14 protein-coding genes are annotated in these 18,155 nt (G+C 35.4%); 5 read left to right on the plus strand and 9 right to left on the minus strand.

The annotated features are described in order from the left end of the window. Window positions 1-88: 88 nt before the first annotated feature. Window positions 89-1,855, plus strand: a complete 1,767-nt coding sequence (ycaO, locus tag J3U36_RS10225) for a 30S ribosomal protein S12 methylthiotransferase accessory factor YcaO (protein ID WP_267377799.1) — start codon at window positions 89-91, stop codon at window positions 1,853-1,855. A 57-nt stretch (window positions 1,856-1,912) separates the two neighbouring features. On the opposite strand, the gene J3U36_RS10230 is transcribed toward ycaO, so the two are convergent. Beyond that, on the minus strand, window positions 1,913-2,734 hold the full coding sequence (locus tag J3U36_RS10230; RefSeq protein WP_416379812.1) for a shikimate 5-dehydrogenase: 822 nt from the start codon (window positions 2,732-2,734) through the stop codon (window positions 1,913-1,915). Between the two features lie 82 nt (window positions 2,735-2,816). Here J3U36_RS10230 and J3U36_RS10235 point away from each other — a divergent pair, with 82 nt between their 5' ends. Both J3U36_RS10235 and J3U36_RS10240 read left to right on the plus strand, forming a co-directional pair. Continuing rightward, window positions 2,817-3,146 carry a nitrous oxide-stimulated promoter family protein gene (locus J3U36_RS10235; protein WP_267352192.1) on the plus strand — a complete coding sequence of 110 codons (330 nt, stop codon included), beginning with the start codon at window positions 2,817-2,819 and terminating at the stop codon, window positions 3,144-3,146. A 412-nt stretch (window positions 3,147-3,558) separates the two neighbouring features. After that, window positions 3,559-4,092: a hypothetical protein gene (locus tag J3U36_RS10240; protein WP_267377804.1), complete on the plus strand. Its 534-nt coding sequence runs from the start codon at window positions 3,559-3,561 to the stop codon at window positions 4,090-4,092. 125 nt (window positions 4,093-4,217) lie between these two features. On the opposite strand, the gene J3U36_RS10245 is transcribed toward J3U36_RS10240, so the two are convergent. The 8 genes from J3U36_RS10245 to J3U36_RS10280 form a co-directional block, all read right to left on the minus strand. After that, window positions 4,218-4,757, minus strand: a complete 540-nt coding sequence (locus tag J3U36_RS10245; protein ID WP_267359279.1) for a methylated-DNA--[protein]-cysteine S-methyltransferase — start codon at window positions 4,755-4,757, stop codon at window positions 4,218-4,220. Between the two features lie 137 nt (window positions 4,758-4,894). Continuing rightward, window positions 4,895-5,659 carry a histidine phosphatase family protein gene (locus tag J3U36_RS10250; protein ID WP_267377806.1) on the minus strand — a complete coding sequence of 255 codons (765 nt, stop codon included), beginning with the start codon at window positions 5,657-5,659 and terminating at the stop codon, window positions 4,895-4,897. Window positions 5,660-5,684: 25 nt separating this feature from the next. Next, window positions 5,685-7,025 (minus strand): OprD family outer membrane porin, encoded by a 1,341-nt coding sequence (locus tag J3U36_RS10255; RefSeq protein WP_267377808.1) that lies wholly within the window; start codon window positions 7,023-7,025, stop codon window positions 5,685-5,687. Between the two features lie 123 nt (window positions 7,026-7,148). After that, a complete protein-coding gene (locus J3U36_RS10260; protein ID WP_267377810.1) occupies window positions 7,149-8,543 on the minus strand; it encodes a glycoside hydrolase family 1 protein in 1,395 nt (464 codons plus the stop codon). 3 nt (window positions 8,544-8,546) lie between these two features. Continuing rightward, the gene (locus J3U36_RS10265; protein ID WP_267377812.1) at window positions 8,547-10,442 is read right to left on the minus strand and encodes a beta-glucoside-specific PTS transporter subunit IIABC; all 1,896 of its coding nucleotides are present in this window, start codon (window positions 10,440-10,442) and stop codon (window positions 8,547-8,549) included. A gap of 186 nt (window positions 10,443-10,628) precedes the next feature. Beyond that, a complete protein-coding gene (gene licT, locus J3U36_RS10270) occupies window positions 10,629-11,468 on the minus strand; it encodes a BglG family transcription antiterminator LicT (RefSeq protein WP_267377814.1) in 840 nt (279 codons plus the stop codon). Window positions 11,469-11,647: 179 nt separating this feature from the next. Next, window positions 11,648-13,522, minus strand: coding sequence for a molecular chaperone HtpG (gene htpG, locus J3U36_RS10275; protein WP_267377816.1), 1,875 nt, complete (start codon window positions 13,520-13,522; stop codon window positions 11,648-11,650). Window positions 13,523-13,819: 297 nt separating this feature from the next. Beyond that, on the minus strand, window positions 13,820-15,193 hold the full coding sequence (locus J3U36_RS10280) for a sodium-dependent transporter (protein ID WP_267359292.1): 1,374 nt from the start codon (window positions 15,191-15,193) through the stop codon (window positions 13,820-13,822). 694 nt (window positions 15,194-15,887) lie between these two features. Between J3U36_RS10280 and ubiG the strand changes: the two genes are divergently transcribed. Together ubiG and gntT are read left to right on the plus strand one after the other, a co-directional pair. Next, a complete protein-coding gene (gene ubiG, locus J3U36_RS10285; protein WP_267377818.1) occupies window positions 15,888-16,592 on the plus strand; it encodes a bifunctional 2-polyprenyl-6-hydroxyphenol methylase/3-demethylubiquinol 3-O-methyltransferase UbiG in 705 nt (234 codons plus the stop codon). A 239-nt stretch (window positions 16,593-16,831) separates the two neighbouring features. Continuing rightward, entirely contained in the window at window positions 16,832-18,154 is a 1,323-nt protein-coding gene (gene gntT, locus J3U36_RS10290; RefSeq protein ID WP_267377820.1) for a gluconate transporter, read from the plus strand. The last annotated feature ends 1 nt before the right edge of the window (window position 18,155 follow it).

The raw sequence follows: 18,155 nt of genomic DNA on the forward strand, positions 1-18,155 counted from the left end.
TAAACTATAGGATGATTATCTAAAATAATCGTTGTATATTAGAGTACATTTTTTAGAGGAAATCAATGCAATTAAAGATTAAATATTTATGAAAACTTATATTACTGGCAAAGATGCCGCCCTTGAAGATTCAATCCACTATTTCCATCAACAATTAGCTAAATATCAATTAGACGTTAAAGAGGCGTCTTGGCTTAATCCCGTTGCTAATGTTTGGTCAGTTCATATACAAAATACCCAATGTCCTTTATGCTTTGCTAATGGTAAAGGCGCAAGTAAAAAAGCCGCACTTGCATCGGCTTTAGGTGAATATTTTGAACGGTTATCAACTAATTATTTCTTTTCCGATTTTTATTTGGGAAAACAAGCAGCAACGGCTAATTTTGTTCACTATCCAACGGAAAAATGGTTTGCAGTGCCTGAGGATAATACTTTGCCAGAAGGCCTGTTATCGGAAAAATTATTACAATTTTATGATCCAGAACAAGAATTAAACGCAACCGATCTCATCGATTTACAGTCAAGTAATCGTGAACGTGGTATTTGTGCTTTACCATTTGTTTCTCAAACAGATCAAACAATTGTTTATGTTCCAGTAAACTTAATTGCTAATTTATATGCTTCAAATGGTATGTCTGCCGGTAATACACGTAATGAAGCCAGAGTGCAAGGTTTATCTGAAATTTTTGAACGCTACGTTAAAAATAAAATTATTGCTGAAGCAATCAGTTTACCGACGATTCCAAAAGAAGTGATTGATCGCTACCCAAGTGTGTTAGCATCAATTGAATCACTTGAAAATGAAGGATTTCCACTTTATTGTTTTGATGCGTCTCTCGGCGGTAAATATCCTGTGATTTGTGTGGTGTTGTTTAATCCTCACAATGGCACTTGTTATGCTTCTTTTGGTGCTCACCCTAATTTTGGTGTTGCACTAGAAAGAACGGTGACCGAACTATTACAAGGCAGAAGTTTAAAAGATCTTGATGTTTTCTCACCACCAAGTTTTGATAATGATGAAATTGCGGATTTAAGTAACTTAGAAACCCATTTTATTGATTCAAGTGGTTTAATATCATGGGATTTATTTAAACAACAAGCCGATTTTGAATTTGTAGATTGGGATTTTTCGGGAACAACGGAACAAGAATTTAATAATCTTATGGCTATTTTCCATGAACAAAATACCGAAGTATTAATTATGGACTATGAGCACTTAGGGGTATATGCTTGCCGTATATTGGCGGTCGGTATGTCCGAAATTTATCCACCTGAAGATCTTTTAATTGCCAATAACAACATGGCGATACATCTTCGTGATCTTATTTTATCACTACCAGTAAAAAACTATTCTGCTGAACAATATCTTGCCATTATTGAACAATTGGATGAAGAAGGATTAGATGATTTTGCACGAATTCGTGAACTGCTTGGTATCGCTACAGGCAAAGATAACGCTTGGTTAACATTACGAGTTGGTGAGCTAAAAGCAATGCTTGCATTAGCCGCTCAGGATTTAGAACAGGCTAAACTATGGATTGATTGGACGATAGAAATGAATGAATCTATTTTGTCAGCTGAAAGAAATCATGATTATCGTTGTTTACAAATGTTGGTGAATTTTATTCTTCAACGTGATGCAAGCCAATTCCGTGATTATCAAAAGGCCTTTAATAAAATGTATGGTCAAGCTTGTGTTGATAAAATGTGGCAATATGCCCTTGGCGAAAAAACATTTTACGGTCTAAAAGACGCTTTAGTGACCGCTAAATCAGTTGATGATGATGTTGAACAATTTGCCATGCATCAAAAATTATTAGCTGTGTATCATAAATTGCATCAAGCTATGCAATAAAGTGCTATAAAGTTAATTAATTCATCCACCCAATTAAATTGGTGGATGAATTAAACGTTAAGCTTGTCTGGCAAAGTCGGCAGCTTGCTTAACCAGTTCTTCACTCGGTCTTACTCCCGTATATAAGTAAAACTGTTCAAGGGCTTGTAAAACTGCAACATCTGCGCCTGAAATCCTTATTTTGTTTAATCGATAGGCATAACTCATCAAAGGTGTTTCAACCGGCATGGCAACCACATCAAAAACAATATCGGCATGGTTAATCATGCTGTCTGGAAAAGCTAAATGATTTTCCTCATTTCCGCCCTGCATCCCGATAGGCGTGACATTAATTATCAATTTTGCTTGTTCGGGTGAAATTTCAATTTCATCTTTTACCCAACGATAATTGTATCGTTTTGCTAACGCTTCTCCTTTTTCTTGATTACGTGCAGCAATAATTCCATGGGTAAAACCTGCATCGAAAAAGGCGCCAATCACGGCATTAGCCATACCACCACTGCCTTTTAATACAAATGGGGTCGTGTTATCAATATGATGTAAAGCAATCAGTTTTGCAACAGCGATATAGTCTGTGTTATAGCCTTTCAAATGATAGTCAGTATTCACAATAGTGTTAACTGAATGGATAGATTTAACGGATTCATCGAGTTCATCAAGAAATTCAATGCAGGCTTCTTTATAAGGCATAGAAATGGCGCATCCACGAATTGCTAACGCTTTAATGCCATATATTGCATCTTTTAAATTATTAGTCGTAAAAGCTTTATAAAGATAATTGAGATCGAGTTTCTCATATAAAAAGTTATGAAATCGAGTTCCAAAATTGCTTGGTCTGGCAGCCAATGACATACAAACAATCGTATCTTTATTGATAATTCTTGCCATTTTTATTGTTCCTTGTGATCATATTCATCTATTTTTTAATTTTAACACTTTCTCGATTTAGACGTATTGAATTATGGTAGCAAATAATACAGGCCCTAACATACAACAAGAAAAAGCCACCGTTAGCACAATGATTTATCTTTATTGCCACAAACAGCATCATGTTCCTAACAATCAGCTATGTGATGAGTGTAATGATTTATTAAAATATGCAATGCAACGCTTAACCTTATGCCGATTTGGTGAGGATAAAACAACCTGTGAACGTTGTCCAAAACATTGTTATCGTAAAGATTATAAACAAAAAATAAAGCAAGTGATGCGTTTCTCAGGCCCAAGAATGATGATTTATCATCCTATTATGGCCCTCAAACATCTTTATAAAAATTTGACTAAGCAATAATTTTCGCAATCAATTTTGCGACATCATTTAAGGTCACAAAGGATAAATGTGAAGGCGCTATTATAAAAATTAAAAAACGTTAAAATCCATATTTACCATTAAACAGGTTTAAATTTATATCCGTCTGTTTTAAAAAGTAAAAATTGGTTATAATGGCACACTATATTATATTGTTCAGATAACTCGTAAAATATCGTCATTATGATAATGGGTGTTCACAATTAAAAGTAGAGATAGTCATAAATAACTATTATCTGTTTTATTTAATGACATAAAACATAAGGATGATGAATATTTAAACATTTTGATCCATACGCAAATGAATGCGCTCACAATCAAAGTTATCGGTGATCATTTCATTAGCTATTAAAAAGTTTAAATATCTAAAGCCCTTTTTTAAGGTAATTTAATAATGAAGAAGATATCAATAATTTTTATATTATTAGCACATTTGTCGTTTGTTATTCAAGCCCAAGAGTATCAATATAATGATTTTGGTATCACCAAATCCTTTGAATTTGGACCAAGTAATTCTAAAAATTCATCAAATCAGCAACGTGATATTATAGAAGCGATCTATTTTGAGAAAGGTGTACAATTATCATGGAACAGTAGTATTGACGATTTTGATATTGATTTCTTTTTTGTTAATAATAAAAACGATAAAAAAACGGTGGAAATTCTGGTAAATAATATCCAAAATACAGAGTGGGTTTATTTACCAACCAAATTGAAATTAAATGAATTAACTAAGGGAGATATTGCTTTTTTGTATCTTATACAACTTAAGAATATCGAGCCGAATAGTTGTTTGCATCACTATTTTGATGTTTACGGTTATTCAAACTCAAAGTATCCTGAAGGAATTTTGGATTATTTAGATTACAATCGTTTAGAAGTTCAAAATAAAATGCGTATTTGTTTATCAGATAAAGGCTATTTGTAGTCAAGTTTAACTAAATATTGATAAGTCATTGTCTCGGTATGCTCAAAAAGAGAGCGAAATCTTGTACCGTCAATAAGTCGCACCATTTAATGAATTTTTTGCCTTTCCTTGATAACCTAAATTTTTTAAAGTGCAGTGCCTTTAGTGGGTATCGTTAGTTTTAGGGTATCAACGCCTTCTAGTTGCAGAAGTTTAATTTTTTTATCAATACCACCTGCATAACCGGTTAAACTGCCGTTACTGCCAATGACTCGATGACAAGGAATAATAATGGATAGTGGATTACGCCCAACTGCACCGCCGACAGCTTGGCTTGACATACTTGCAAGTTGATTGGTTTTCGCAATTTGTTTAGCTATATCGCCATATGTGATGAGTTCACCATAAGGAATTTTACAAAGAATATCCCAAACTTGATGACGAAAAGACGTACCAATCGGGGCTAAATCAAGTTGATTGATAGCCGGATTTTTTCCTGAAAAGTAGTGATCAAACCATTTTTTTGTGTGGTTAAAGATGGGTAAGTTAGGTTTGCTTTCAAGGGGAGCATTGACGGTATCACCAAAATATTTTTGTCCTTCAATCCATACAGCAACAAGTTGATTGTTTCGGCTTGCCAGCGTAATTAACCCTAATGGTGAAACGTAATCGGATGAATAAAACATATAAACCTTAAAATTTGGAGCTCAACATTGAAATTAAATTATGCTTGTTTATTCACTAAATTTCTAGTTTTTTGTTGATATTGCCAATTACATTTTGTTATTTGGCTTACCTAAGCAAGCCAAATAAAATTAAGACGTTATTTTGTGCTTTGTTTTCCTTTTTCGACATAACTCATATCGCCAAAACTTTCGACAATAAATTTACCTTCATCGGTATAACGAATTTTGGTAACACTGGCATTGCCTAATGGAGAGGTGATTGGAGCATCAAGCAGATCTTCTACCATAGACATAATCGCAATACCATGTGAAACAACTAATACGTTACCACCACCTTGTGCTTTTGCTGATTCAGCAATGGTTTTTAATGCGACTTCCATTCTTTTTTTAACTTGCTGATAATTTTCTGCTTGTCCTGATTTTTCAACCGCAGCCACGGCATCTAACATTTTTTGTAGTGTTATTTTACCTTTAGCAAGATCAGCCATTAAATCCTTGTCAGAAGGATATCCTAAATGTTGCGCAGCAGGAGTCCACATATTGGGATCTAGATCGCCTTCAAAATCGCCAAAGCAGGCTTCACGCAGAGCTTCCATTTCATTAATTGCCAACGTATCACCTTTACTTTCTAAGATAATACGTGCAGTTTGTCGTGCACGGCCTAAATCACTTGAATAAGCAGTAATAAATTCGACATCTTTTAAGCCTTGTCCTAATTGTTCAGCAACTTCTATACCAGACTGAATTAATGGTGTATCAGACCATCCTTGAGCACGATGAACGTTGTTAAACATGGTTTTACCATGACGGGTTAAATAGATAGTCACTTCACTGGCAAAAGTTTGTGAAATTGATATGACCATAACAAAAAGTAGGCTAATAAATTGAATTGATTTTTTCATGTTTCATCCTTTATTTAACAAAATTTTAAAATAAATTAAATCGATAATCGATGACAGTTTCCGCTGATAAGGTTGGGGAACGTTGTGCTCTTCCATGTTTGAGGTTTGGTGTCGCATCTGAGGCACTCATCGTTTTGTAAGACCATCCATAACCAAATTTAGATAAAATCGAGAGATTTTTAAACATGCCAGAACTCGGTTTCCAAATATTGAAAATATTGATTTCACCATTTTTTAATCGGTCATGCTTATAATTAAATTTAGCATAGTTCATATACAATCCAGTGGTATTATCCTTAATAAAATCATAATTTAATACGGCGGTGAAAACAAGTTCCCCATCGCGCATGTAATCTGCTGCTGCGGCGGCAAGTCCATTAAAACGACCACGGTTATTTTTACCGATATGGCGTCCATAATACCCAATAGCGTTATGTTTATTTGCATCGGTATAGGCGAGCCCCACTTTGATGCTCCAGTCTTCTTCTTTCCATTCAATGTCGGTTGCATAGTGCCATGCATGGGAATCGAACTCTTTTCTATTTTGTTTCATGGCATCATAATTTTTCATCGCATAGCTACCATAAAATTGTGAACCCAAAGTTAAATTTTTAACGGGTTTATAAGATAATTCAATTGCATGCCGTCTTAAATAATCTTTGGCGACACCATAAGAATAGTCGATTTTGGTATCACTATCTTTATAAGCCATTTCAACTGTTGAGATGTGATCAATGACTTTTTTACGATCGTTTGTTAAAAAGTGAACTTTTTGGGCGGATTCACGGGGTAGGGCACTGTCTAAACGACCAAATGAAAAAGCAAAGTCATCATATTTTAATATGCCACTAAATCCGAGATAGCTGTTTCGTGTTAAATGTTGTGAAGAGCTAATGATGCCTAAATCTTTTACACTATGCCAGCCCACTTTACCGTTAAAATTTATCTTATCATCACCCAGTTTTATTTTTATATAACGCTGAGTAAATTTATTAAAGCCATGCGCATTGTGTTTACTATAACCTTTACCGTGGTTATAAAGTAGATTACGGGTTGCGAAATAGTCACTTGCACCCAGTTTTATTGCATTGTCATAAGTGACATCCAATCCAAGTGTATCAAACAGATAACCCGATTTATAATTGAACGTGAAAACTTGTCCCCAAGCACTGTGCACTTCTTTTGGTTGAGCGGCATTTTCTTTTAAATATTTCCAATGATTACGGGTAGAAAAATCAAGTTTACTATCGGTAATAAAAGCATTCTCTATAAAGCTAGGTTGTAAATGATTATTGGATATTGGGTTTGCGAGAACGGAATAAGACATGACATTAAATAATGCGAAGGTTAAATATCTTATTTTCATTTTTATATCCTTTTTTTAATTATCAAAAACCTAAATAGCCGGTTAAGCAAAGTTATCTCTAATGCTATTTAGGTTTTGCCTGCTGTAAGCAGTAACTTTCCAATTTTAGGTGTGACACAAAAGTTAAGATTTTAAAACTTCGCCTTTTGATGCAATCACCGCTTGATACCAGTAGAAACTTTTCTTTTTATAGCGTTTTAGCGTTCCCGAGCCGTCTTGGTTTAAATCGACGTAGATAAATCCATAACGTTTAGTAACTTCGGCTTTTGAAGCACTAATCAAATCGATTGGTCCCCAACTGGTATAGCCCATCACTTCGACACCATCATCGATAGCTTCACGAATTTCCACAAGATGATCGTTCATATAGTTAATACGATAATCATCATTTATCGTGCCATCTGCTTCTAATTTATCTTTTGCGCCTAAACCATTTTCAACAATAAATAATGGTTTTTGGTAACGTTCATAAAGCATATTTAATAGATAACGGATTCCTGTTGGATCGATTTGCCAACCCCATTCCGATGCTTTTAGATAAGGATTTGGTACCATATCTAAAATATTGCCTTTTGTTTTTTGTGATTCATCTGAAGTTGCGCAACAACTCATATAGTAACTGAACGATACAAAATCGACCGTTTCTTTAAGATCTTGTCGATCTTGTTCGGTAATCGTTAAATTAATATTGTTTTCTCTGAAAAAACGTTTCATATAAGTCGGGTAATAACCTCGAACTTGAACATCACCAAAAAATAGCCAACCATGGTTTTCTTGAAGTGTAGCCCAAACATCTTCAGGCTTAGGTGTTAAAGGATAAGCAACAGCGCCTAATAACATGTTACCTATTTTGGCATCGGGAATAATTTGATGACATAGTTTTACCGCTTGACTGCTGGCGACTAACTGATGATGAATGGCTTGATAGATCTGTTCTTTATTACTGTGTCTATCCAATCCGACACCGGTAAAGGGTTCGTGTAATGACATATTGATTTCATTGAACGTTAACCAATATTTTACTTTATTTTTATAGCGTTCAAATACGGTTTTGGCATAACGAGTAAAAAATTTGATGACTTTACGATTTCCCCATCCACCATATTGTGTGACAAGGTAGTAGGGCATTTCGTAATGCGATAAGGTGACAAGTGGGGTGATGTTGTGTTTTAACATTTCGTCAAACAGTTTGTCATAAAACGCCAGTCCTTTTTCATTTGGTTGTTCTTCATCACCATTTGGAAAGATTCGAGTCCAAGCAATTGACGTTCTTAAACACGAAAATCCCATTTCAGCAAATAAAGCGATATCTTCAGGATAGCGATGATAAAAATCAATAGCACGATCTTTAATGCCGGTAATTGTGTTTTTATTACGATCGATGATGTCACCAAATAAACCGTTGGGTGTACAATCTGATGTAGATAAACCTTTGCCATCTTCACGATAGGCTCCTTCAACTTGGTTGGCAGCAATTGCTCCGCCCCAAAGAAAATCATTCGGAAATTGTGTTAACATGTGTTACTCCTTATTTGCTGATAACGTCAATAAAACGTCACCCTTTTCAATAGTCTCTGATTGATGAATAGTCTGGATCTTCTGATAGTCATCACTGTTAGTAATGATGATCGGCGTGGTAACTTCAAAGCCTGTTTGTTTGATTGCCTCGATATCAAAACTGACGAGTAAATCGCCTTTTTTGACTTGGCTACCGGCTTGAACATGTGCTTGAAAGTGTTGACCGTCTAATTTAACCGTATCGATCCCGATATGAATTAATATTTCCACGCCAGAATCAGTTTGAAATCCGATAGCGTGTTTGGTTCTGAACAGTGATACGACTTCACCGTCATCAGGGGCATAAGCTTTCCCTTCTGTTGGAATAATAGCAATGCCTTTACCCATTAGTTCGCTGGCAAAGGTGGGATCATTGACTTGATTTAATGGTATTATTTTTCCTGTTAACGGACTGAAAATCGTGACAGGATGCAGATTAACCGGATTAGAAGGGTTAGGATTGTTTGTTGCTACAGCATCATCTTGAACTGTCGGTTTTGTTTTTGGCATACCAAATAAATAGGTTGCAATCAGCGCTAAAGTGAATGACAAAATACAACCAACGACGACCGCATAAAATTTTTCATCTATACCTGTTGGTGGAATGAGTTGTAAGAAGGAGAAAATATTAATAAAACTAAATGAATAAATGACGCTGTGATAATAACCAACAATGCCTCCACCTACAGTTGCTGCAAGACAACCAATAACAAATGGTCTTTTTAATGGTAAATTGACACCATAAATTGCCGGTTCGGTTACCCCAAAAATCCCGGATAATACCGACGAACTTGCTAATGCTTTGAATTCCGGATCTTTGGCTCGAAATCTTACCGCTAATACGGCACCAACTTGTGCGAACACAGCAGGGAACAGAATCGGTAACATAAAGTCATTTTGATAAACTGATAAGTTATTTAAGGCAAATGGAACAAGTCCCCAATGAATACCAAATATTACCATGACTTGCCAAAGTGCCGCTAAAACCATGGACGCTATAACCGGACTGAGTTCATACATGAAGATGATACAACTTGCGATAGCATTACTGACATACGTTACCGCAGGGCCAATTACCGCAAAAGTTAATGGAACAGTGATAAGAATTCCGAGCAGGGGAGCGATAAATTTTTTAAATGAATCATGCATGATTCTATTGAAAGTTCGTTCTAGTAAAGAATAGAACCAAGCTGCCAAAATAATCGGGAAAACCGATGATGCATAAGGAATTAATTGTATTGGTATTGAAAACATTTCGGTTTCTAACGAAAATTGACCGCTAGGTATCATATTGGCGATACTTGGATGAACTAAGGCTCCACCTATCGCCATTCCAACATAGGGGTTGCCACCAAATTTTTTTACCGCAGAAAAACCTAAAATAATAGGTAAATAATAGAGTGGGGCATCAGCAATGGCATACAAGAATTCATAGGTTGGTGTTTGTGCACGGACAATATCCAAAATTTGTAATAAAGAGATTAAACCTTTTAAAATCCCACCGGCAACTACTACGACTAGAACAGGAATAAAAATGCCGGAAACGAGATCAATTAATTTCGATAAAAAACCTGATTTTTTATTTGGTTGTGCCTCGGCATTGGATTTCTCATTGATGTTGGTTAGTTGCATAATATTGTTATATACATCTGCAACATTATTACCGATGACAACTTGAAATTGTCCACCACTTTGTACAACTGTTATCACCCCTTTTTGTTTTTTGAGGATATCTGCATTGGCTTTATTATCATCTTTTAATGCAAATCTTAAACGAGTTGCACAGTGTACCAGACTGATAATATTGTCTTGACCACCAACATATTCAATAATTGATTCGGCAAGTTGTTTGTTTTTCATACCTTATCCTTTTTTAAATGCAAAAAAAAACCTAACCACCTCAAGTTGAGGTGATTAGGTTTTGCTTACACAACATAAAATGCTATGCAATAACAATCCAAAATTTATTCGCTTAGGCTAGCATAAATAAAAGATAGTGAATATGATTTCTCATTTTAATATGTTCAAATTGTGAACTACATCACATTATTTTTTGAGCTCAGTGCGTAGTCGTTCGATATGAATGGTTAAATACAGACTTTCATCATCGGTAAGTGGATGTTGATATTGTTGAATTAAATGGAGATCAATCTGTTTTGTGCATAGATATGCCTGCTCATACTTTTTACGAATTAATTCATATAATGAGGCATCTTGTTGAACCGGTTGAGTTTGACTCAAAATGCGTTGTGAGAAGAATTTTAAGTGTGTCACAAAGCGTTGATAAGACAGACAGTCTTCATCATACTCAAAATTAAAATGGTATTTGACGATATTAAGAATTTCACGCATGATTTTCGTCATTTTGACAATATTGGGCATCGTATCATTAAGTTGAGCATTAATAATATGAAAGGTAATAAAACCCGCCTCATCTTCAGGTAATTCAATGGATAAACGTTTTTTGATGACCGATAAAGCATATAAACCAACTTGAAACTCTTTAGGATAAAGTTTTTTTGTTTCCCATAAAAAACTATTTGGAATATCAAATCCTTGTTTATGGCGCTCTATAGCAAAATGAATATGGTCAGTGAGTGAAATGTAAATACTGTCTTGCAGTTTGCCATTCAGGACTTGCTTGGCGTGATTGATGATGATTTCTGAAGTAGTGAATATTTCAATGGGTATTTCGGATAGTAATTCAGCAAATCTTGGTAGCGTTTCTTGGTTGTTGAGGGAAAATTGTTTTTCAATCAGTTTAGGATCAATCAAGTCTCCCTCACGTTTTTTAAATCCAATGCCACGACCAGTGACAATGAGTTCATTGCCTTTGGAATCAAGTGTAACGACTACATTGTTATTAAGAATTTTATAAACTTTCATCTGTCACCGTCTGATTGAAAACTTTAGGTATTATGAATAGACAGTAGAAAATGAAAAGAAGAAATATAAGAAAATGTGATAGGCATCATATTTTTAGTAAATTTCGATTACCTAACTTAAATAAAAGTTAACAAAAAACCCGATATTACTATCTAATATCGGGTTTTACTATTTATTGATTATTCTGCAAGCAGTTTATTCATGGTTTGAATAAATTTACTTGGATCACTTAATGATCCTTTCTCTGCCAATAATGCTTGATCTAATAATAATTCAATCCAGTCGCTAAATGCCGTTTCGTCTTGTGTATCAGCAATACGTTTTACTAACTTATGATCAGGGTTGATCTCAAACGTATATTTGATTTCAGGCGCTTTTTGACCGGCAGCCGCAAAAAGTTTTGCCATTTGCGTGGTCATTTCATCCGCTGCAGTAGTCACTATTGCAGGTGTATTGGTTAAACGATGCGTTAATTTAACTTCTTTTACTTTATCACCTAACACTGCTTTGACACGTTCAATAAATGGTTCAAGCTCTTTTTCTGCTTGTTTTTGTTCTTCGCTATTTTGATCGGCAAGTTTTTCAATCGATTCGTCAGATTTACTGATTGATTGGAACTGTTTTCCTTCAAATTCAGTTAAATTACTCATCATCCACTCATCAACACGATCAGATAATAGTAAGACTTCAATGCCTTTTTTGCTGAATAATTCCAAATGTGGGCTATTTTTAGCCGCACCATAACTATCAGCGGTAATGTAGTAGATCTTATCCTGACCTTCTTGCATACGACTAATATAATCGTCTAAGGAGATGGTTTGCGCATTGCTATCCGAATGTGTAGAAGCAAAACGGAGCAATTTCGCGATAGCTTCACGGTTAGCATAGTCCTCACCCGTTCCTTCTTTTAACACTAAGCCAAATTCGCTCCAGAACTGTTGATATTGTTCTTTATCATCTTTAGCCAGTTTTTCTAACATTTGTAATACACGTTTTGTACATGCATTGCGTAAACTTTGGGTAATTTTGTTATCTTGCAATATTTCACGTGATACATTCAATGGAAGATCATTAGAGTCAATTAAACCTTTTACAAAGCGTAAATAGTTTGGCATAAATTGCTCTGCATCATCCATAATAAAGACACGTTGTACATAAAGTTTTAGACCGTGTTTGTTATCACGATTCCACATATCCCAAGGCGCTTTTGACGGAATATAAAGTAAACTGGTGTATTCTTGTTTACCTTCTACTCGGTTGTGGCTCCAACTGAGTGGATCGGCAAAATCATGAGAAATATGTTTATAAAACTCTTTGTACTCTTCGTCGGTAATTTCAGATTTACTCCGAGTCCAAAGGGCTTGAGCCTTGTTTACTTTTTCCCATTTTACGTCTTTGCTTTCTTCGTCGATGGTTTGTACTTCAACAGGGAGTGAAATATGATCAGAATATTTACTGATAATTGAGCGTAAACGCCAATCATCTAAAAACTCTTTTTCATCTTCTTTCAGATGTAAAATAATTTCAGTACCACGTGTCTCTTTATTATCATCAGAAATCGTATATTCACCTTCGCCAGCCGATTCCCACATAACCGCTTCATCAGCGTTAGCAGTTGCAGCACGAGTTTTGACGGTGATTTTATCTGCTACAATAAATGCAGAGTAAAAACCAACACCAAATTGACCAATTAGTTGGCTGTCTTTAGCTTGATCGCTACCGATTGATTCCAAAAATGCTTTGGTGCCAGATTTGGCAATCGTACCTAAATTTTCAATAACTTCATCACGTGTCATACCGATACCATTATCGGCAATGGTTAAAGTTCCTGCTTCTTTATTCACAGAAATACGTACGCCAAGCTCAGCATCACCAGCATAAAGACTAGGATTTTCAAGTGCTTTAAAACGTAATTTATCAGCCGCATCGGATGCGTTCGAAATTAACTCTCGTAAAAATATTTCTTTATTGGAATATAAAGAATGTATCATTAAATGAAGAATTTGTTTAACTTCGGATTGAAATCCACGAGTTTCTGTACCTTGCTTACTCATTGACTAGTTCCTCTAATATATTTAACTGATTCAATTAACAATTTATACCGATAACCTTAATTAATAAAGCTATCCATGCTTTCAACGTCTGCAAGAGCAGATTTGATTGCAAAAGGGTATAACTGTTAAATGAATAACACTGTCATAATAGTTTGATTTATTGTTGTATTGTTATATGGGAATGAAAATGAGGTTTTCAATAGAGATTAAGTAATTTTGGTAATTGTTTGCTGTTTTTTTGTTAGCTTGGTGGGAAGAAAGCCTTGAAAATATCAAGGCTTTGCAGATGATAATTAACTATTTCCCTTCTGGAAAAAATCCAAAAACAAGAATAGCAACAATTGCCACTGGAATAATAAAACGGGTTAAGATTGTCCAAATGTTAAACCAGAAAGCGTTTAGATTAAGTTCTTCACGAATTCGTTTTTGATTCATCATCCATGCAGCAAAAATAATGGTACCTAAACCGGTTACTGGCAACATGATTTTACTGGTTAAGTAATCAAGTAAATCAAAAATATTTTTATCAAATAATGTGACATCTGCCCATTTATTAAATGAAAGAATACAAGCAATACCTAAAGCCCAAATAATAATACTGGTGACAATGGTTGCCGTTTTGCGTCCCATATGGGTTTTTTCTTCGAGTAACTCTACAGTCGGTTCTAATAATGAGATTGACGAGGTTAATGCAGCAAACGTTAAGAATATAAAGAATAATATGCCTAAAATTGAACCGCCAGCCATATTGCCGAATGCAATTGGTAGTGTCACAAAGATGAGACCAGGGCCAGAACCCGGTTGTAAATCATTAGCAAAAACAAGCGGGAATATTGCTAATCCTGATAAAACCGCCACAATCACATCCAAAATGACCACTGTTCGGGCTGTTGAGAGTAGATTGACATCTTTCCCTAAATACGAGCCATATGCCATCATAATTCCCATACCTAAAGATAGACTGAAAAATGCGTGACCTAAAGCAGCTAATATTGCCGTGCCATTTAAGGCAGACCAGTTAGGTGTAAATAAGAAATCACAAGCCTTCCAGAAAGAAGAACCGCTGGCATATGCGGCATACCCAACCAGCACTAAGAGTAATATACCTAAACCAGGCATCATAATCTTACAGCCACGTTCCAAGCCAGCTCCAACGCCGAGAGCGACAATAAAGGCCGTTGCAAACATAAATACTGTATGCCAGATTAATAAACTATTTACATCGCCCAGAAAATTAGTAAAGAGATTTTCAGTTATTCCACCATTCGCACCTTCAAATGTGCCTTGCGCTGCTAGAACGATGTAATCTGTTGCCCAGCCACCAATCACACTATAAAAGGAGAGAATTAAGAATGAACCAAGTACCCCAATTATCCCTACCCAGCCCCATAATTTTGAACGACCTTCAGAAACGGCCACATCTTGCATGGTATGAATCGGATTTTTTTGCCCTCGGCGCCCGATCAACCATTCTAAAACAAGGATAGGTAGCCCAATGATAAACATAAAGAGTAAATAGGTGAGCACAAATGCTGAACCACCCATTTCACCCGCCATATAGGGAAATTTCCAAATATTACCTAAACCCACAGCAGAGCCAGCTGCTGCTAGCATGAATCCCATGCGTGAGCTCCATTGGGAATGACTTTTCTTCATAGTACCTGTACTCATGAATTTTCCTTTGATTCTTAATAAATAGTTTAATTTGCGTTTAGTAAAATTATGTCTTAATTAAAACTTTAAATCATGCCATGAAATCAAACTATTCACAAGAAATCATTACAGTCATTGACAATATTGTTTAAAAATTTAACTAGAATTGGCGTCAATCATTAAAATGAATCAAATGATTCGATTATTATTAGATCCAACCGATGAGTTTCAATATACCGATAAGGTTAAAAAGTAACCAGGAAGGTAATATCATAATCCAAATACTGATACCAAAAAAGAAGGCTAAAATGAAGTTATAAACGCCTACTATAAAATATATTATATTTGTTTGGAGATCTTGATAACTGTATCCAAAAGCACCATCGGTTATCATTAAAATAAACATTGGAATCAGTGCAAAAATAAACATGATAAAACTGCCTATAATTGGTATATCCATTATTTTTATTAAACTAGGTCGATTTGTTCTTAGCGCGATTATCATAATTCTTCTTCCTTATATTATATTTATACCGTTTTTATGAATTAAATTAATTGTCTATTTTTTATTGGTAACAAGTATATCATTTGAGCGATTAAACTAAGTGGATTTTTTTGTTAATAAAAAGCGGGCAGTGTAAGCTATTTTATTGATAATTGATTGGAGTTAGCATATAGTAAACCCCATTTTTTACACTTTAAAAACGCCAGCATGTCACAAAATATCGATATTAACGAAATAAATAAATTCTCACAATTAGCCGCACAATGGTGGGATCCAAATGGTCAATGTAAACCTTTGCATATCATTAATCCATTACGTGTTGATTATATATTGCAGCAATGCGAATCTCTTACTGGCAAAAAGGTGTTAGATGTCGGGTGTGGTGGTGGCATCTTATCAGAAAGCCTTGCTAAACTTGGTGCGCAAGTGACCGCTATCGATCTGGCGGATGAGTCTTTAAACGTTGCTAAAGTGCATGCAGAGCAAAATGGTCTTTCTATCGATTACGAAAAACAAACCGTTGAAGCGCATGCAGAAGAACGATCAGAATATTATGATGTGATTACTTGTATGGAGTTATTAGAGCATGTCCCCGATCCATTCTCCATCATTAATGCTTGTGCTAAGTTGCTAAAACCCAGTGGCAAACTATTCTTATCGACAATCAATCGAAATACCAAAGCAAAGTTATTACTTATTTATGGTGCTGAATACATTGCTCGGCTTGTCCCAAAAGGAACACATGATTTTAATCGCTTTATTCGACCTTCAGAATTAATGGACTTAGTCGAGCAATCTAAATTAGCGGTTGAAGGCATTATTGGTATGGAATATCATCTTTTAAAAAATCAATTCAAATTAGGTCACAATGTGGATGTAAATTATATTTTAATGGCGCAAAAAGAAGTTTAAATTTAAAAGTGTGATCTTATTCTCATTTCTAATAAATAGTGTAAATTTTCCTCTAACATTCCCACATATATCGATACTATGTGGGTAAATACTTATTGTTAATTTATTCGTACTTACCCATAAAATGCGATGTTTTCAAATCTTAATTGAATTGCAATTTTCTAATTATGTTTAAAGTATTTAAGTCTAGCTGTGTCAATTTAACCAGATTGGATGTTGTTGATTAAGAGGAGTTGATTATGCCATTAATCATTATTGCTTTTGGTGTCTTGATGTTATTGATTCTCATGTTACCTTTACGAGTTAATGGTTTTATCGCATTAATTTTGGTGGCACTTAGTGTCGGTGTTCTGGAAGGGATGCCCGTTATGGAGGTCATCAAATCAATTAAAAATGGTGTCGGTGGCACGCTTGGCAGCTTAGCATTAATTATGGGATTTGGCGCAATGTTAGGCAAATTACTCGCCGATTGTGGAGGTGCACAGCGGATAGCAACAACGCTCATTGCCACTTTCGGCGATAAAAAGATTCAATGGGCAGTGACGCTTACGGGATTTATTGTTGGATTTGCTCTGTTTTATGAGGTTGGTTTCGTTTTATTGTTACCCTTGATTTTAACTATAGCAGCAACCTTAGGTATATCTCCGCTATATATTGGTATTCCCATGGCGGCGGCTTTGTCGGTTACACATGGTTTTTTACCGCCTCATCCTGGACCAACAGCGATTGCACAAATATTTAAAGCCGATATGGGAAAAACCTTACTTTATGGCACAATTATAGGTATTCCATCCGTCATACTAGCTGGGCCTATTTTAACTAAATTACCTTTTATTCGTGCGATTAATCATCCTGTTGAAGAAGGCTTATATAATACTAAAACATTTACTGAACAGCAGATGCCTAGTTTTCGTGTCAGTCTTATTACCGCATTGATTCCAGTTATATTAATGTCAATCCGAGCCATAAGTGAAATGACGTTAAATAATGGGCATTGGTTGCTACCCTATGTTGAATTTTTTGGGGATCCAGTCATTGCAACGCTGATATCAGTATTAATAGCCATATTCACTTTTGGTTTATTACGTGGCCGTAGCATGTCAGACATCAATACTAGCTTAGTTGATTCAATTAAAATTATTGCAATGATGCTATTGATTATTGGGGGTGGTGGGGCATTTAAACAAGTTCTTGTCGATAGTGGCGTGAAAGTTTATATCGAACAGATAATGCATGGATCGACTGTTTCCCCCATTGTTATGGCGTGGCTAATTGCAGCCTTATTAAGATTAGCCTTAGGGTCGGCAACGGTTGCAGCACTAACGGCAGGTGGGATTGTTTTCCCATTAATTGCTTCAACGGGTGTTAGCCCAGAATTAATGGTTATTGCAACGGGTGCGGGTAGTGTCGTTTTTTCGCATGTAAATGATCCTGGCTTTTGGTTATTTAAAGAATATTTTAATCTGAGCATTACCGAAACATTGAAATCATGGTCTTTACTCGAAACAGTGATATCTGTCAGTGGATTAATCGGCTGTTTGATCATTAATCTTTTTTTATAAG

The organism is Gilliamella sp. B3817 (genome assembly GCF_026536705.1).
GTDB classification, from domain to species: Bacteria; Pseudomonadota; Gammaproteobacteria; order Enterobacterales; family Orbaceae; genus Gilliamella; species Gilliamella apicola_I.

Excerpts from the sequence above, each read along its gene's own strand:
- ycaO (WP_267377799.1), top strand. The coding sequence starts at position 89 with ATGAAAACTTATATTACTGGCAAAGATGCCGCCCTTGAAGATTCAATC.
- J3U36_RS10235 (WP_267352192.1), top strand. The coding sequence starts at position 2,817 with ATGGTAGCAAATAATACAGGCCCTAACATACAACAAGAAAAAGCCACC.
- J3U36_RS10240 (WP_267377804.1), top strand. The coding sequence starts at position 3,559 with ATGAAGAAGATATCAATAATTTTTATATTATTAGCACATTTGTCGTTT.
- J3U36_RS10245 (WP_267359279.1), bottom strand. The coding sequence starts at position 4,757 with ATGTTTTATTCATCCGATTACGTTTCACCATTAGGGTTAATTACGCTG.
- J3U36_RS10250 (WP_267377806.1), bottom strand. The coding sequence starts at position 5,659 with ATGAAAAAATCAATTCAATTTATTAGCCTACTTTTTGTTATGGTCATA.
- J3U36_RS10255 (WP_267377808.1), bottom strand. The coding sequence starts at position 7,025 with ATGAAAATAAGATATTTAACCTTCGCATTATTTAATGTCATGTCTTAT.
- J3U36_RS10260 (WP_267377810.1), bottom strand. The coding sequence starts at position 8,543 with ATGTTAACACAATTTCCGAATGATTTTCTTTGGGGCGGAGCAATTGCT.
- J3U36_RS10265 (WP_267377812.1), bottom strand. The coding sequence starts at position 10,442 with ATGAAAAACAAACAACTTGCCGAATCAATTATTGAATATGTTGGTGGT.
- licT (WP_267377814.1), bottom strand. The coding sequence starts at position 11,468 with ATGAAAGTTTATAAAATTCTTAATAACAATGTAGTCGTTACACTTGAT.
- htpG (WP_267377816.1), bottom strand. The coding sequence starts at position 13,522 with ATGAGTAAGCAAGGTACAGAAACTCGTGGATTTCAATCCGAAGTTAAA.
- J3U36_RS10280 (WP_267359292.1), bottom strand. The coding sequence starts at position 15,193 with ATGAGTACAGGTACTATGAAGAAAAGTCATTCCCAATGGAGCTCACGC.
- ubiG (WP_267377818.1), top strand. The coding sequence starts at position 15,888 with ATGTCACAAAATATCGATATTAACGAAATAAATAAATTCTCACAATTA.
- gntT (WP_267377820.1), top strand. The coding sequence starts at position 16,832 with ATGCCATTAATCATTATTGCTTTTGGTGTCTTGATGTTATTGATTCTC.